Genomic DNA, 16,458 nt, shown 5'->3' with positions numbered 1-16,458 from the left:
AGATCGAGATGTAGAGACCGGCCGCCAGCATGCGGTCGGCCAGGCGCTGGGAGCCGCTGAAACAGTGGATCAGGCCGGGCCAGGCCCCCTTCCCCATTTCCTCCTCGACGATGGCGATCGTGTCGTCCTCGGCATCGCGCGTGTGCACGATCAGCGGCAACCCGGTCACGCGCGCGGCCCCGATATGGGCGCGGAAGACGTCGCGCTGCACCTGGCCGGGGCTGTGTTCGTAGAAGTAGTCGAGCCCGGTCTCGCCGATGCCGATCGCCTTCGGATGGGCCGCCAGTTCGACCAGCTGCGCCGTGGTGGTGTCCGGTTCCGTCTCGGCCTCGTGCGGATGCACGCCGACCGAACAGAAGACGTCCGGCTCGGCCTCGGCGATCGCGCGGACCTGATCGAATTCGCGCAGCTTCGTCGAGATCGTGAGCATGGGGGACACGCCCGCGTTCCGGGCGCGGGTCAGCACGTCGGCGAGATCGCCGTCGCGCGCCAGGTAGTCGAGGTGGCAATGGCTGTCGACGAGCATCGGCGTCTATTCCGCGGCTTCTTCGGCCTGGTAGCGCGGAAAGATCGGCGCCGGCTTGTCGACCGGTGTGCCGGGGGCCAGGCGGGCGGCATCGCCCAGGCTGTCGAAGCCGCGGGCCTCGGGCGCTATGCCGAGCAGGTCGAGCATGGCCGCGCCCGCGCGCGGCGTCACCGGCTGCACCAGGATGGCGATCTGCCGGACGGTTTCGGCCAGAACATAGAGCACCGTACGCATGCGCGCCGGATCGCTCTTGCGCAACACCCAGGGGGCCTGCGCGTCGACATAGCGGTTGGCGTCGCCGACCACGGTCCAGATTTCCGCCAGCGCCTTGTGCAGCGCCTGGACGTCCATCTGCTCGCGCACCCGGCCGATGGCGGTGTCGGCCTTCTGCAGCAGCGCCGCGTCGGCGTCTGTGAGCGGCCCGGGCTCCGGCACCTGGCCGTCGCAGTTCTTGTGCACCATGGACAGCACACGCTGGCAGAGATTGCCCAGATCGTTGGCGAGGTCGCCGTTGATCCGGTGCACCATGGCGGCGTGGGAGAAATCGCCGTCATTGCCGAAGGGCACTTCCCGCAGCAGGAAATAGCGCGTCTGGTCCAGACCGTAGGTCTCGACCAGTTCCTCGGGCGCGACGACGTTGCCCAGCGATTTCGACATCTTCTGGCCCTCGATGGTCCACCAGCCGTGGGCGAAGACGCGTTTCGGCGGCTTCAGGCCCGCCGACATCAGGAACGCCGGCCAGTAGACCGTGTGAAAGCGCAGGATGTCCTTGCCCACCATGTGCAGGTCGGCCGGCCAGAAGCGCGGATAGAGCCCGGATTCCGTCTCCGGGTAGCCGACTGCGGTCATGTAGTTGGTCAGCGCGTCCAGCCAGACGTACATGACGTGCTCCGGATCGCCGGGCACCGGCACGCCCCAGTCGAACGTGGTGCGCGAGATCGAAAGGTCCCGCAGCCCGGAGCGCACGAAGCTGACGACCTCGTTGCGGCGCTGCGCCGGCAGGATGAACTCGGGATTGGCCTCGTAGAACGCGAGCAGGCGGTCCGCCCAGGCCGAAAGCCGGAAGAAGTAGCTCGGCTCCTCGACCCAATCCACCTCGGCGCCCGAGGGCGCGATCATCCGGCCGTCCGGCGTCTTCGTCAGTTCGTCCTCGCCATAGAAGGCTTCGTCGCGCACCGCGTACCAGCCGGCATAGGAGCCCAGATAGATGTCCCCGGCCTCGTGCAGCTTGCGCCACAGATCCTGCACGCTCGTGACGTGGCGTTCCTCGGTGGTGCGGATGAAGTCGTCATTGGTGATGTCGAGCGCGTCCATCATGTCGCGGAAGTTCTGCGAGACGCGGTCGCAGAAGGCCTGCGGATCGAGTCCGGCGGCCTGAGCGGATTTCTCGACCTTCTGTCCGTGTTCGTCGGTGCCGGTCAGGAAATGGACATCGTGGCCGTCCAGGCGCTTGAAGCGCGCGATCACGTCGCAGGCGAGCGTCGTGTAGGCGTGTCCGATATGCGGCCGGTCGTTGACGTAGTAGATCGGCGTCGTGATGTAGTAGCTCGGCTTCACGGCGGCAGCATCCTGCATGGCGGTCCTGGGTCTGCGCCGGTCTCAGAGACCGGCGCGTCGTGCGGCGTCCTCGAACGCGGAAAACAGGGTCAGGGTCACCGTCTTGCGGTTCAGGTTGACCGCTTCCGTGCGCTCCCGAAGGTGGCGCAGGTTTTCACACAACTCGAACCAATGTTCAAGACTGCCGCCCCTTGCGCGGCGGGCCAGCTCCGCCTCCTGTTCCGAGGGATGGGCGATGTCAGCCGCGCCGCCGCCGGCAAGTACGATGCGCCGCAGCACACCGTCCATCAGATCGCCGAGAATGGCGAAACGCCGCTCCGCCTCCGCGCCCTTGTCGGTCAGCGCCGCGAGGCGCAGCGCCGCGCCCTTCTCGATCGCCGGCGCACCGGCCAGCACCTCGAGGAGCTGGCGGTAGATCTCCGCACCGCCCGCTTCCGCGAGACGCAGCGCCCGGCCCGGCGAGCGGTCGGCCAGCGCCAGCAGCATTTCACGCTCGGATTCGTCGATGTCCGGGCGCAGGCGGCGCAGGACTTCCAGCGCCTCCCTGCTATCGGGCGCGCGCAGGTCGAGACGGCGGCAGCGGGAACGGATGGTTGGCAGCAGCGCGCCGGGCCGGTGCGCCACCAGCAGGAACACGGTGTTGGCCGGCGGCTCCTCCAGCGGCTTCAGCAAGGCGTTCTCGGCGCTGCGGGTCATGTCGTCGGCCGCGTCGACGATCACCACGCGCCGGCCGGCGCGCGCGGCGCTCTGACCCAGGAAACGTGTGAGCTGACGCACCTCGTCGATGCGGATGCCGGTGAACCAGCGCTTCTTCTCGAAATCCCAGGTTCGGCGCAGACGCACGAGATTGGGGTGACCGCCGGAGGCGACGGCGGAGAAGACCGGATTTTCCGGATCCGTGTGCAGACCCCGGCCGTCATCGCCGAGCCGGCCCCCGTCCCCGTTCCCGGCGAGCAGGCGGCGCGCGAAGCGATAGGCAAGGGTCGCCTTGCCGATGCCTGCCGGCCCGGCCAGCAGCCAGGCGTGGTGGAGTTGTCCGCCGTCGGCGATGGCAGCGGCCATGGCGCGCTCGGCCGACTGGTGCCCCATCAGGAAAGGCGTCAGCGCCGGATGAAGGTCGGCGTCGACCTCGTCGGGCGCCGGGCGTTCGGGTTCGTCGCTCATGTCTCCAGCGCCGCGTCGAGTGCCGCGCGCACCGACTGCCAGACCGCATCCGGCCCGCCGGTCGCGTCGATCACGCGGCAGCGTTCCGGTTCGGCGGCGGCAATGTCGAGAAATCCCTGACGCAGCCGGCGGTGGAAGGCGTTCTCCTGGCCCTCGAAGCGGTCGGCCAAGCCGCCGCGGTCGCGCACCCGAGCGAAGCCGGTTTCCACCGGCGCATCGAGGACGAGCGTGAGATCGGGGCCGAAGCCCCCGAGCGCCAGCATCTCCATGGCGTCGATGGCGGCGGCATCGACGCCGCCGGCGGCGCCCTGATAGGCGCGGGTTGAATCGGAGAAGCGGTCGCAGACCACGATGGCGCCGCGTTCGATCGCTGGCCGGATGACGCCGGTCACATGGTTGTGGCGTGCGGCGTACAGCACCAGGACCTGCTCGAGCGGGTCGAGGTCGACCGTCGCATCCAGAAGGATCTCCCGCAGCCGTTCTGCCGTCGGTGTGCCGCCGGGTTCGCGCGTGGCCACCACCTCATGGCCGCGTTCGGCCAGATAGCCGGCGCAACGTGCGGCCTGGGTGGATTTTCCGGCGCCCTCGCCGCCTTCGAAGGTGATGAAGAGTCCCCGGCCCGCCGGTTTCCGGATCACTCGGCGCCCCAGATCATGTGACCGACCGCGGCGGCGATGCGGCCCATGGGGCCGAGCCGGGCAACGTCCGATCCGGCCAGCAGAGGCTGGCGTACGGTCTCGACGCCGGGGATCGTCACCACCAGCTCGGCCAGTGGCTCGCCGGCCTTGACCGGTGCCGGGATGGGACCGTCATAGACGACTTCGACCTGCATCTGTTCGCGCATGTCCGGCGAGAGCGTCAGCGCCAGCGGTTCGGCCATGACCAGCGGCACGCGCACCTTCTCGCCCAGCCAGACCTCGGCCGTCTCGACCTCCTCGCCGTCGGCGAACAGCTTGAAATTGCGGAACGTGCGGAAGGCCCACTGCATGAAGCGGACCGACTCGGTGGCCCGCTCCCGGGCGCTCTCCATGCCGGCGAGGACGAAGATCAGGCGCTGGCCGTCGCGCTTCGCCGAGGCGACCAGACCATAGCCTGCCTCCTCCGTATGGCCGGTCTTCAGGCCGTCGGCGCCATCGAAGCTGTAGAGCACCGGATTGCGGTTGCTCTGTTCGATGTCGTGGTAGGTGAATTTCTTCTCGGCGTAGAGGTCGTAGTAATCCGGGAAGTTGCTGATCGTCAGGCTGGCCAGCCGCGCCAGATCGCGCACGCTCATGCGGTGTTCGGGGTCCGGCCAGCCCGTCGCGTTGCGCAGGGTCGTGTCGTCCAGGCCCAGTTCCTGCGCCTTCTGGTTCATGCGTTCGGCGAAGGCCTCCTCGCTGCCGGCAAGGCCCTCGGCGACGACGATGCTCGCGTCGTTGCCGGACTGGACGATGATGCCACGCAGCAGATCGCCCACCCGGACCTGCTTGCCGACCTCGACGAACATCTTGGAGCCGCCCTTCTTCCAGGCCTTCTCGGAGACCACGAACGTGTCGTCCTCGGTCAGCGTGCCCGCCTTGAGCTGCTCCAGCAGCATGTAGACGGTCATGATCTTGCTCATCGAGGCGGTCGGGATCGGCTCGTCGGGGTTCTTCTGGAAGAGGACGCGGCCCGACCGGTGGTCGAGGATGATGGCGTGGGTGGCGGCGGTCTCGAAATCGGCGGCGCTGGCCCCGCGCGGCGCGGCCGCCATGGCGACCGTGGCGATGACCAGCAGGAAAAGCACACGGATCATGATCTTACGCTTACTGCTCTGTTTCCGGTGGGCGGAAGTCTAGTCGACGATGATACGCGCGTCACCCGCACCCTGGGACTTGATGCGCGCCAGGGCCCGGTCGGCCTCGTTCACGTCGCCCAGGGGTCCGATCCGCACACGGTAGAAGTCGCGGTCGTCGATCAGCGCATGCTGGATATCGACGCCGCCGACGGGCGAGAGCATCGCCTTCATGCGCAGCGCATTCTGGTAATCGGTGAAGGCGCCGGCCTGCACGAACAGGCGCGTGGCGGCATCCACGGGCACGCGGTAGACCGTCTCCGCCGCCGCGGCCTGTTCCGGCAGCATGTCGGGCGGCGCGGCCGGCGCCCGGGTCACGGCGGGGGTCGAGAGCGACATGGCCGACGCGCCCTCTGCGGCATCCGGCGGCGCCAGGGCGGCGACCTGCACGGTCGGCCGCGGCGCTGCGGTGACGCTCTTCTCTTCCGCGACGGTGATCGCCTTCGGGCGCATCACGAAAGCGTCGTCGGGCGAGCCCTTGATGCGTACCCGCACGCGGGCCACGCCGTCGCGCTCGAAGCCCAGCAACTGGGCCGCGCGCCGTGACAGATCGATGATTCGGCCGTCGACGAAGGGTCCCCGGTCGTTGACACGCACCACCAGCACCCGGCCGTTCTCGAGATTGGTGACTTCCACCGTCGTCGGCAGCGGCAGGGTCTTGTGAGCCGCCGAGACCCGGTTCATGTCATAGATCTCGCCGGCCGCGGTCAGCCGTCCATGGAACGGCTCGCCATACCAGGACGCGAGTCCTGTCTCGTCATATTTCGGATCGTCCTTCGGGACGTAGCGGACATTGTTGATCGTGTAGGGCCGCAGGCTGGCCGCGCGCACGCGTTCGGCGTGGATCTTCCGTTCCCGCGGCGTCGGCTGGGCGGCGTGACTGGCCTTCTTGGCGACGTGCACCGCCAGTTGCGATTCGGCGCAGCCCGTCAGGGCAAGCACGCCTGCTGCGATGACAGCGGCGACAGCGGGCCGCCAGCCTTTCCGAACGCCGTCAATCATACTGTCCCCCTCGCTCTCCGGCGGACCCTCCCTACTCCGCCGGCCATAGATGGTCGGACAGAGTGGCGACAGCCAGACCGTACAGGTGTGCGCAGTTATACCGCAAGATCGAATGGTAGTTCCGGTAGACAAGGAACGCCGGACCCTCGGCCCCGTCCGGTTCTACCAGCGAGGCCGGCAGATCCCGCCCCGGCAGGTCCGTGCCGTCGATCCGGCGTACCCCGAGAGCCTGCCATTCGGACAGCCGGAGCGTGTCGGTCATGGCGTCGATCGCCCGGCAGCCCGACCGCCCGCTGCGTTCCGGCAGGCGGGCGCGGAAGCCCGGATCGTCCGGCAGACGCACCGGCCGGCCCCAGGTCTGGTCGTCGCTCCAGCCATGCTGCGCCAGGTAGTTCGCGATCGAGGCGAAGACGTCCGCCTCGCTGCTCCAGATGTCCCGGCGTCCGTCGCCGTCGAAATCGCGGGCATAGGCCATGTAGCTCGACGGCATGAACTGCGGCTGTCCCATGGCCCCCGCCCAGGAGCCCATCATCTTCCCGTGCTCGATATGGCCGCGGTCGATCATCTCCAGGGCCTTGAACAGTTCGTTGCGGAAGAAGGCCGAGCGCCGCCGGTCATAGGCCAGGGTGGCCAGCGCCGGTATGACCGGCATGGTCGGCTTCACCGCGCCATAGCGGGTCTCCATGCCCCAGATCGCCACCACGTAGCGCGGCTGCACGCCGAAGGTCTGCTGGATGCGCGCCAGCAGGTCCCGGTGCTCCAGGATCTTTGCGCGGCCGACACGGATATTTGTTTCGGTCAGCAGCCGGTCGGCATAGGTCTGGAATGTCAGCTTGAACTCGGCCTGGCTGCGGTCCCGTTCGACGATGCGGCGCACGGGTTCGACGCCGCGTAGGGCCTCCTCCAGCGTCGCGGCGCTGATCCCCCGCTCCAGGCCTTCCTGCCGGACGCCTTCCAGCCAGGCGCCGAATTCCGGCGGCGCCTCCTCTGCGGCGCGAACCGGGGCAGCCCCGGGGACAAGGACAAGTAGGGCCACACCGGCCAGCAGGGTTGTACCGATTTTCATGAGCCTGTCGAACATCGCTCTACCTTGCCGGATCGTCCCGGATTCGAAAAGCCCCGATGGCGGACAGATGGACGCCCCGCACCGGCTTTGCTAATCACCATGCCCGAGGACAGGTGGCCGAGTGGTTGAAGGCAGCGGTCTTGAAAACCGCCAAGGGCTAACACCCTTCGTGGGTTCGAATCCCACCCTGTCCGCCATCTTCCCTGACGAACCTGTCTTTTCCCCGCTTCGTCGGCACAGTTTGGCGCGACACAGCGCAGCTTTCGCGCGCCGGCTCTCCGCTCACCGGGCGATTGAACATACATCCGTGTGTCCCGCACCGGAGTGTCGAGCATCAACTCGGGAACCGTCATCCGCGCCAGGGATTGCAGCAATCACGGTCAGTGTGTCTCGCGCCGGGCCGCGCAATGGTTGCAAGTGGCCGCGAGCAGGTCGATATTCCTTTACATCGGCTCGGGTCAAACACAGCAACCGACCCCTCCCCCCTTTTCGGCATCCCCGCGTTGGGTGGCGGTGCGAGAAAGGAAGCTAGCCATGCAGATTCAGATCAACACCGACGAGAACGTAGAGGGTGGGCAGGACCTGTCTGCCCGGGTTTCGGCCGAGATCCACACCCGTCTGGACCGCTACAGCCAACACATCACCCGCATCGAAGTGCACCTCAGCGACGAGGACGGAGACAAGTCCGGCGGTTCCGACAAGCGTTGCCTCATCGAAGCGCGCCTGGAAGGGCGTCAGCCGGAAGTGGTGAGCGAACAGGCCGCCTCGCTTGAAGGCGCCTATTCCGGCGCCGCCAGGAAGTTGCAGCGCGCTCTGGCGACGACCCTCGGCAAGCTCAATCAAGTGAAGGGCGCCGAGACCATACGGACGGGCGATCTCTAGGCGATCACCTGCAGCGAAGAGCTGTCCCGAACGCAGGCACGATCAGGCCGAATCCGCAGACGGTTCGCCGGAACCCGTTGCCGTCGATCGGCCCGGCTTCGATCCCGGCGGTCCAACTGGCAGGACGAGCGCGGAAAAAGGGCCGGACCCCGGCCCAGACGCGGCTGAAGATCGCCGTGAACGTAGCCTGCCCGGGCGCCGGGGGGAACTCACCCGACCGGAAGCTGGACCAAGCGCGTCGGCTCCGCCGGATGGAGCGCCGCCCGGAGCCGATCGAACTCGCCAGGCGCGTTGACCACCGCCCGATAGGTAGTTTCCGAGGCTTCTCCGGTGGTATGGCGAGCGCCACCCTCCGGTCCACGGCGAGGCCAGCGGGTGTTCGCCCTCCGAGTCGACTGTTGGAATGCGGTTGGAGAGACCCACATGGGGAATCCCGGCTCAACAAGGGAGTGCAACGGCAATGACGATCAGAGGTATTTTCCTGGCGGCTGCGTTGGCGATGGCCATGATCGTGCCAGGTATCGTGTCGCACCACGCCAACGCGGCAACCGCGCAGGATCTTCAGAGGGACGCCGAGCAGGCGCTGCAGGCGCTTTACAAGACCAGCCCTGTCGCCGAGTCCATTTCCAGGAAGGCGAAGGCGGTTCTCGTGTTCCCGAACGTCGTCAAGGCGGGACTCGTGTTCGGTGGAAGCTACGGCGAAGGCGTTCTGATGCAGGATTCCAGGGTCGTCGATTACTACAACTCCGTGACAGCCTCGTTCGGGTTCCAGGCCGGCGCACAGTCATACGGTTACGCGGTGTTTCTGATGAACGACGAGGCCGTTGACTACCTCAGAACATCCGAAGGCTGGGAAATCGGCGTCGGCCCGACCGTGGTTCTTGTCAACGAGGGCGCGGCCAAGAACCTGTCGACTTCAACGCTGAAGGACGATGCCTATGCCTTCATATTCAGTCAGCAGGGACTGATGGCCGGTGTAAGCATCGAAGGTACGAAGGTCTCGAAAATCGAGCGCTGAACAAGGTCCGCAAGACTTCGGACCCGAAACTGCCCGCGCCCGCACTGAATCCCCGCGCGGGGAGGCCATGTTTCAGCAGGGCGACGAGGCGACCCACGGCTATGTCCTGGCCTGGGGCCGGGTCCGCCTGGACCAGGTGACAGCGGAGGGCCAGAACATCGTCATCCGGCATCTGGGGCCGGGGGAGATGGTCGGCATGGTCGCGGTGTTCCGGCGCATGCCCTTCCCGGCGACGCCGGTCGCACTGGAGGACTGCATGGCGCTGGGCTGGAGCGCGGGCCGCTTCGCCGAACTGATGGCGGCCTATCCACCCATCGCACAGAACGCCATCGCCGCCGTCGGCGGCCGCATCGAGGAATTGCAGAGCCGGCTGCAGGAGGTCGCCACACAGCGCGTGGAGCAGCGCATCGCCGCGACCCTGCTCCGCCTGGCCAATCAGGCCGGCAGGAAGACGGATGCGGGCGTCGAGATTCCCTTCGCGCTGTCGCGCCAGGATCTGGCGGAGATGACCGCGACGACCCTGCACACGGTCAGCCGCACGCTCTCCGCCTGGGATCAGGAGGGCGTGGTGGACTCCCGCCGCTCGAGCCATCTGGTCATCCGCCAGCCGCACCGCCTGGTCGAGATCGCCGGCCACGCCTGAGCCGGACTTGCGCCGGCGCAAATCGCGCCCGCCCGCCAGTCTCTATTCTCCTCTCCGCACCCCCTCGGAGGACGAGACGCCATGACACCTGGGGAGATCGAGACCCTGCCCATCGCGGAGCTGATCCGGCGCGCGCCCGGGACGGCCCGCGTCTTCCTGCTCCACCGCATGTCCTGCCCCGGCTGCCTGATGGCGCCGTTCATGACCGTCGACGACGCGGCCGGGGAGTATCAGATCGACGCCGAGGCCCTGAAGCGGGATCTGATCCGCGCCATCGAGGCGGAGGAGGCCCTGCAATGACCGAAGCACGCACCGCGATCCCCCGCTACCGTCCGACCCGCGCGCCGGCGGTGCTGGCGCAGGGCTTCCGGCCCTTCTTCCTGCTGGCCGGCCTCTATGGCGGCGGCGTGCTGCTGGTCTGGACGGCGATGCTGCACGGCGGCTTCGCGCCGGCGACCGCGTTCGACGCCGTCGCCTGGCACGCCCACGAGATGCTCTACGGCTTCACCATGGCCGTGATCGCCGGCTTCCTGCTGACCGCCATCCCCAACTGGACCGGCCGGATGCCGCTGCAGGGCCTGCCGCTGCTCGGCCTCGTCGCGCTCTGGGCTCTCGGGCGCGTGGCGGTGTGGTGCTCGGGCGCGATCGGCGCGGGCGCGGCAATGGCCCTCGACCTCGGCTTTCCTGCGGTCTTCATCGCCGTCGTGCTCAGGGAGATCGTGGCCGGCCGGAACTGGCGCAACCTGCCCATGGTCGCCGCGCTGACGGCGTTCACGGCCGGCAACGTCCTGATGCACCTGGAAGCCGCGGGCTGGCCTGGCACGGACGGCGCGGGCGCGCGGCTCGGCCTTGCGGTCCCGGTGGCCCTGATCACCCTGGTCGGCGGGCGCATCGTGCCGAGCTTCACCCGCAACTGGCTGGTCAAGCGGGGCGCGGCGCGCCTGCCCGCATCCTTCGGGACCGTCGACCGGGCGGCGATGATCCTGACCCTGCTCGCGCTCGCCGCCTTCGTCATCGTGCCTGAAGGGCCGGTGGTCGCTGCCGCCGCCTTCGCCGCGGCCGCCGCCCAGGCATTCAGGCTGGCGCGCTGGCGCGGAATGGCCACCCGGACCGAGCCGCTGGTGGCCGTCCTCCACCTCGCCTATGCGTGGATTCCGGCGGGCCTCGCACTGCTGGGTCTCGCCGCCGCCCTGCCCTCGTTCGTGCCGGGAACCGCCGCCGTCCATGCCTTTGGCGCCGGCGCGGTGGGGGCGATGACCCTCGCGGTCATGACCCGCGCGACGCTGGGCCACACCGGCCGCGGCCTGCAGGCCGGCCGGGGCACCGCCCTGCTCTACGCCGCCGTCCTCGCCGCCGGACTGAGCCGCGTCGCCGCGGCGCTGCTGCCGGAACAGGCGATCCTGCTGTTCAGCGTCTCCGCCCTGGGCTGGGCGGTGGCGTTCCTGGGCTTCGCCCTGCTCTACGGCCGCGCGCTGACCACACGGCGGCGGACAGCCGGCGGGTGACCTGTGCCTTCAGATGTCGTCCCACCGTTCCAGCCGGTCATTGATCAGCGCAATCCGGCGGACAACGTCTTCAAGCGACGATTGCGCAAGGCTCATGATCTTTTCGTCTTCCGCTGCGATCAGAACGGATTCCAGCCGTTCGCTGAACCGCTCCAGCCGGGCCTGCGCTGCGGTCAGGATCCCAGCGGCGCTGTTCGGAACCGGCGGCATGTCATCCGGCGAACTCTTCACCTCATCCGCCACGGCGCGAGTCTTCGCCTTTTCCGCCATGCGCCGCACGTCATCGGCGGATCTCGCGGCTCCCAAGTCATCCAGACGATCGGCCATAGCGGCGAACATCTCCGCGATCTCCGCTTCTTCCTCAACGATCAGCCGCGTAAGGGCGGCCTCTGTTTGGATATCGTCGAGTTCGGGGGTGCTTCGATGGCGTCCTTCGGCGCGATACGCGATGCGGCGCAGCGTGCGGAGCTTTGCCGCGTGCCGTAGTTCCTCCTGCGCCAGGTTTTCGGCTTCGGCAGCGATCTTCGGGTCGTCCGCCCACGCGCTCACATAGGCGTAGAAGGCGAAGGCGCGCTCCTCGTTGTCGACGGCGATCGCGAAGGCCCGGTAGGGGGTGAGCAGCGCGCTGTCGACCGCATCATCCCAGCTCTCCGCCAGGTCCGAAGGCAGCCGCCAGAAGAAGGGTTCTGCGGCGGGCACCGCCTGGCCGAGATTCTCGGCCCAACGCGAGACGTCGGCAATGTGGCGCCCCTCTTCCCGGGCCATGGCCCCGAACGCCTCAGCCGTCTCCGGTTCACCGCGACGCCGCATTTGCTCGGCCAACCAGCGGTAGCGCCCCTCCGCTTCGTGTTCGAGCGCGTTGGCGATGCCGACCAGTTCGGCCAGCGTCCCGACTTCCGTGTCCGGGAATTTCTGAAGCCGCGCCATGATTGAGCCCTCCATGTTCCGGCCCTGCAGGGGACTGCTGGCGCCCTTGCGCCATGCTGCCCTCGGAAAGCTTCCCCCGGACTATTGCCCACGGATTTGCGCCAGCGCAAATGAGGGCGCCCCGCGGAACACCAAGGTTGAATCGCAGAAGGAAGTCCATGACCATGAGGTAGGATGTTGAACACGGGCAGAGATCGGATCGATCCGGCCCGCCTGTCCAAGGGGATGTGGTCGGCCGTGCTGGCCTGCTTTATCGTCCTCGTGCTGGCGACGTCCGCGGCTGCGCAATCGGCGCCGCGTCTCGGCGGCTATCTCGACAAGGTCGATCCCGCCGCGGTAGTGCCCGGCGCTGACGAATTCGGGACCCCCGAAGGCGCGCCACCCATGGTCCCGGTTCTTCGTCAGGGCGAGGTCGTCGGCTACGCCTATCTGACATCCGACGTGGTCAACACTTCCGGCTATTCCGGCAAACCCATCGACGTGATGGTCGGGCTCGACACCGACGGTACGATCGTCGGCTCGGAACTGCTGGAGCATCACGAGCCCATCGTCCTGATCGGCATTCCGGAAGCGCGCATCGAGGCGTACATGGCCGATCTGGTGGGCTTCAATCCGCTGAAGGCCGCCGCGGCCGGCGAGAATCCGCCGGACGCCGACATCGTCTCCGGCGCCACCGTCACCGTGCTGGTGATCGGCGACAGCATCCTGCGCTCGGCTGCGCGGGTGGGCCGGCGCATTGCCGGCGGTCCCGATCCCGTCGACTCTGCGCGCCGCATCGTCGACCCCGACGCCGGCGAGATGACGGACTGGACGACCCTGCTCGGCAACGGCGCGATACGCCGCCTCAGCATTTCGGTCGAGGACGTCAACCAGGCATTCGAGCAGGCCGGCGACGCCAGAGCGGTGGCGCGCCCGGAGAAGGGCCCGCCAGATGCCGTCTTCGCCGAGCTTTACGTTGCACTCGTCTCGCAACCGGCGATCGGTCGGTCCCTGCTCGGTGAAGGGGGCTATGACCGGCTTCAAAGCCAGCTTGAAGGAGACCAGTCGGCCATTCTCGTGATGGGGGACGGGCGATATTCCTTCAAGGGATCCGGCTATGTGCGCGGCGGGATCTTCGACCGTATCCAACTCACCCAGGGGACAGAGAGCTTCCGCTTCCGCGACAAGCAGCATCAGCGGATCGCCGACCTCGCGGCCGCGGATGCGCCCGATTTCAACGAAATCTCGCTTTTCCGCGTTCCGCAGGATGCCAGCTTCCAGCCGGCGGAAACCTGGACCATGCACCTGCTTGTCCAGCGGGCCGTCAGCGCCCTCGACAAGGCCTTCGTAACCTTCGCACTCGACTACCGTCTCCCCGAGCACTACGCCCGGACCGTTCGCACGACGGCGCCCGCACCCGCTGACGGGGAAGTTGCGCCAGAGCCGCCCATCGCAGCGGAGTTGGACGAGTCGCCGGGCCCGGCCGAGACGCCGCTCTGGCAGCGGATCTGGCGTTCCAAGGTTGCCTCCATCTCCATGCTGGTCGCAATGCTGGCCGCGCTGACCGCGATCTTCTTCTTCCAGGATGTCCTGGTGAAACGGCCGAAACTTTTCGACCGCATCCGTCTGGTCTACCTGGGCGTAACCCTGGTCTGGCTCGGCTGGGTGGCCAAGGCGCAGCTTTCCGTGGTCAATCTGCTCGCCTTCTCGCAGGCGCTGCGCACTGATTTCCAGTGGTCCTACTTCCTCGTCGATCCGCTGATCTTCATCCTGTGGTTCTCGGTCGCCGCCGCGCTGCTGTTCTGGGGCCGGGGACCGTTCTGCGGCTGGCTCTGCCCCTTCGGCGCGTTGCAGGAACTGACCAACCGGGCCGGCCGGTTACTGAAGATTCCGCAGATCAGGGTGCCCTGGGCGCTGCACGAGCGGCTCTGGCCGATCAAGTACATCATATTCCTCGTCCTCTTCGGCGTGTCGCTCACTTCCCTGGCGCTGGCGGAGCGGCTCTCGGAGGTCGAACCGTTCAAGACGGCGATCATCCTGCATTTCCTGCGCGACTGGTGGTTCGTGCTCTTCGCCGTGTCGCTGCTGGTGGCGGGGCTGTTCATCGAACGTTTCTTCTGCCGCTATCTCTGCCCGCTTGGCGCGGCGCTGGCGATCCCAGGCCGGTTGCGCATGTTCGACTGGCTGAAGCGCTACCGCGAATGCGGCAACCCCTGCATGCGCTGTCACAACGAATGTCCGGTCGGCGCCATCCACCCGGAAGGGCACATCAACCCCAACGAGTGCATCTCATGTCTTCACTGCCAGGTGCTCTACCACCACGACCGCAAATGCCCCGTGGTGATCCAGAAGCGCCTGAAGCACGAAAAGCGGGCCGCCATGGCCTCGCCGAGCATGCGGAGCGGGCCGAAGACGCCGCCCCGCGCTGCTCCCAGCCCCCAGGAAGGAGACTGAACGATGAAACCGAATGAACGGGACGGAAAGGGCCTGAGCAGACGCGACCTGCTGGGTGGAACGGCTTCGGCCGCGACACTTGCCGGATTCGCCGGCGCAGGAGGGTTCGCAGGCGGTATGACCCTGACCTCGCGTGCGGCGCAGGCCGCCGCTGGCAAGGCGAGCGTCGGACCTGGCGAACTGGACGAGTACTATGTCTTCTTCTCCAGCGGCCAGACCGGCGAGATGCGGATTGTCGGCCTGCCTTCCATGCGCGAGTTGATGCGGGTGCCGGTCTTCAACCGCTGCAGCGCCACGGGCTGGGGTGACACCAATGAAAGCCGCAAGATCCTGACCGAGGGCCTGCTTCCGGAGACGCGCGAGTTCCTGAAGGACAAGGGCGGCGTTTACCTCAATGGCGACCTACATCACCCGCACATGTCCTTCACCGACGGGACCTATGACGGCCGCTACGTCTTCATGAACGACAAGGCCAACTCGCGCGTGGCTCGTGTCCGCTGCGACGTCATGAAGTGCGACAAGATCATCGAGATCCCGAACATGGAGGCGGTGCACGGCCTCAGGGTCCAGAAGTTCCCGAAGACCGGCTACGTCTTCGCCAATGGCGAGGACCGGCTGCCGCTGCCGAATGACGGGTCCATTCTCGATGAGCCGGACAAGTACCACGGCATCTTCACCGCCATCGACGGCGACAGCATGGAGATCGCCTGGCAGGTGATGGTCGACGGCAACCTCGACAACGTCGATGCCGATTACCAGGGCAAGTACTGCTTCTCGACCTGCTACAACTCCGAAGGCGGCACCAATCTGGGCGAGATGATGGCCGCCGAGCAGGACTGGGTGGTGATCTTCAACATCGCCCGCATCGAGGAGGCGGTAAGGAACGGCGATTTCACCGAGCACAAGGGCGTGCCCGTGATCGACGGTCGTCACGGCTCCCGCTACACGCGCTACGTTCCTGTGCCCAACAGCCCGCACGGCATCAACACTGCGCCCGACGGCATCCACGTCGTCGCCAATGGCAAGCTCTCGCCTACGGTTACCGTGTTCGACGTTCGCCGTTTCGACGATCTGTTCGACGACAAGCTGAAGCCGCGTGATGTGGTAGTGGCCGAGCCGGAACTGGGTCTCGGTCCGTTGCATACGGCCTTCGACGGCCGCGGCAACGCCTACACCACGCTGTTCATCGACAGCCAGATCTGCAAGTGGGACATGGCCAAGGCCATTCGCCGCTTCCAGGGCGAGGATGTCGATCCGATCATCCAGAAGCTGGATGTCCACTACCAGCCCGGCCACAACCACACCTCGATGGGGCAGACCAAGGAAGCGGATGGCAAATGGCTGATATCGCTGAATAAATTCTCCAAGGACCGTTTCCTCAACGTCGGACCGCTCAAGCCGGAGAACGATCAGCTGATCGACATTTCCGGCGATGAGATGAAGCTGGTGCATGATGGGCCAAGCTTCGCCGAGCCCCACGACGCCACCATCGTCCACCGCTCCAAGGTGAACCCGGTCCACGTCTGGGACCGCAATGACCCGATGTTCGAGGACGCCAGGAAGCAGGCGGCCGCCGACGGCGTGGATCTGGAAGATGCCGCCGACGTCATTCGCGACGGCAACAAGGTCCGGGTCTACATGTACTCGGTGGCGCCGGCCTTCAGCCTGGAGAAATTCACGGTCAAGGAAGGTGACGAGGTCACGGTCTACATAACCAATCTCGACGATATCGAGGACCTGACCCACGGCTTCGTCATGGTCAATCACGGCGTGTGCATGGAGGTGGGACCCCAAGCAACAGCGTCCATCACCTTCACCGCGGGCCGGCCCGGCGTCCACTGGTTTTACTGCCAGTGGTTCTGCCATGCGCTCCACATGGAGATGAAGGGCCGCATGCTCGTCGAGCCGCGGGCCGCGTAGCA

At 67.1% G+C, this 16,458-nt stretch carries 15 protein-coding genes and 1 tRNA gene (1 of these 16 only partly in view); 8 read left to right on the top strand and 8 right to left on the bottom strand.

The features are described 5' to 3' along the window. The 7 genes from TEF_12205 to TEF_12175 all read right to left on the bottom strand — a co-directional run. Positions 1–526: the 5' portion of a LuxR family transcriptional regulator gene (locus TEF_12205; GenBank protein ID ANK81477.1), read on the bottom strand. 251 nt of this gene lie to the left of the window's left edge; 526 of the gene's 777 nt are visible here — the first part of the coding sequence; the start codon lies at positions 524–526; the stop codon falls past the left edge of the window. Between the two features lie 6 nt (positions 527–532). Next, positions 533–2,101: a methionine--tRNA ligase gene (locus TEF_12200; protein ANK81476.1), complete on the bottom strand. Its 1,569-nt coding sequence runs from the start codon at positions 2,099–2,101 to the stop codon at positions 533–535. 24 nt (positions 2,102–2,125) lie between these two features. After that, positions 2,126–3,247: a hypothetical protein gene (locus tag TEF_12195; GenBank protein ANK81475.1), complete on the bottom strand. Its 1,122-nt coding sequence runs from the start codon at positions 3,245–3,247 to the stop codon at positions 2,126–2,128. Beyond that, the gene (locus TEF_12190; GenBank protein ID ANK83447.1) at positions 3,244–3,882 is read right to left on the bottom strand and encodes a dTMP kinase; all 639 of its coding nucleotides are present in this window, start codon (positions 3,880–3,882) and stop codon (positions 3,244–3,246) included. Before TEF_12190 ends, TEF_12195 begins: the two co-directional genes overlap by 4 nt. Then, complete coding sequence (locus TEF_12185; GenBank protein ID ANK81474.1) at positions 3,882–5,021, bottom strand: D-alanyl-D-alanine carboxypeptidase; 1,140 nt, start codon at positions 5,019–5,021, stop codon at positions 3,882–3,884. The genes TEF_12190 and TEF_12185 overlap by 1 nt, the downstream gene beginning before the upstream one ends. Before the next feature lie 39 nt (positions 5,022–5,060). Then, positions 5,061–6,014, bottom strand: a complete 954-nt coding sequence (locus TEF_12180; GenBank protein ANK83446.1) for a hypothetical protein — start codon at positions 6,012–6,014, stop codon at positions 5,061–5,063. A gap of 79 nt (positions 6,015–6,093) precedes the next feature. Continuing rightward, a complete protein-coding gene (locus TEF_12175) occupies positions 6,094–7,128 on the bottom strand; it encodes a hypothetical protein (GenBank protein ANK83445.1) in 1,035 nt (344 codons plus the stop codon). 107 nt (positions 7,129–7,235) lie between these two features. Between TEF_12175 and TEF_12170 the strand changes: the two genes are divergently transcribed. The 6 genes from TEF_12170 to TEF_12145 all read left to right on the top strand — a co-directional run bounded on the left by TEF_12170 (position 7,236) and on the right by TEF_12145 (position 11,176). Then, positions 7,236–7,325, top strand: a tRNA-Ser gene (locus TEF_12170). Between the two features lie 337 nt (positions 7,326–7,662). Then, positions 7,663–8,010, top strand: coding sequence for a hypothetical protein (locus TEF_12165; GenBank protein ID ANK81473.1), 348 nt, complete (start codon positions 7,663–7,665; stop codon positions 8,008–8,010). Between the two features lie 499 nt (positions 8,011–8,509). Beyond that, on the top strand, positions 8,510–9,028 hold the full coding sequence (locus TEF_12160) for a twin-arginine translocation pathway signal protein (protein ID ANK81472.1): 519 nt from the start codon (positions 8,510–8,512) through the stop codon (positions 9,026–9,028). 67 nt (positions 9,029–9,095) lie between these two features. After that, a complete protein-coding gene (locus TEF_12155; GenBank protein ANK81471.1) occupies positions 9,096–9,671 on the top strand; it encodes a Crp/Fnr family transcriptional regulator in 576 nt (191 codons plus the stop codon). A gap of 81 nt (positions 9,672–9,752) precedes the next feature. Beyond that, complete coding sequence (locus TEF_12150; GenBank protein ID ANK81470.1) at positions 9,753–9,971, top strand: hypothetical protein; 219 nt, start codon at positions 9,753–9,755, stop codon at positions 9,969–9,971. Further along, complete coding sequence (locus tag TEF_12145; protein ID ANK81469.1) at positions 9,968–11,176, top strand: hypothetical protein; 1,209 nt, start codon at positions 9,968–9,970, stop codon at positions 11,174–11,176. Before TEF_12150 ends, TEF_12145 begins: the two co-directional genes overlap by 4 nt. A gap of 9 nt (positions 11,177–11,185) precedes the next feature. Here TEF_12145 and TEF_12140 read toward each other — a convergent pair whose 3' ends face one another. Continuing rightward, the gene (locus TEF_12140; protein ID ANK81468.1) at positions 11,186–12,103 is read right to left on the bottom strand and encodes a hypothetical protein; all 918 of its coding nucleotides are present in this window, start codon (positions 12,101–12,103) and stop codon (positions 11,186–11,188) included. Positions 12,104–12,328: 225 nt separating this feature from the next. Here TEF_12140 and TEF_12135 point away from each other — a divergent pair, with 225 nt between their 5' ends. Together TEF_12135 and TEF_12130 are read left to right on the top strand one after the other, a co-directional pair. Then, complete coding sequence (locus TEF_12135; GenBank protein ID ANK81467.1) at positions 12,329–14,536, top strand: 4Fe-4S binding protein; 2,208 nt, start codon at positions 12,329–12,331, stop codon at positions 14,534–14,536. A 3-nt stretch (positions 14,537–14,539) separates the two neighbouring features. Beyond that, positions 14,540–16,456: a nitrous-oxide reductase gene (locus tag TEF_12130; protein ID ANK81466.1), complete on the top strand. Its 1,917-nt coding sequence runs from the start codon at positions 14,540–14,542 to the stop codon at positions 16,454–16,456. The last annotated feature ends 2 nt before the right edge of the window (positions 16,457–16,458 follow it).

The organism is Rhizobiales bacterium NRL2, assembly GCA_001664005.1.
Classification (GTDB): domain Bacteria; phylum Pseudomonadota; class Alphaproteobacteria; order Minwuiales; family Minwuiaceae; genus Minwuia.
This window is presented reverse-complemented; position numbering and strand designations above follow the sequence as displayed.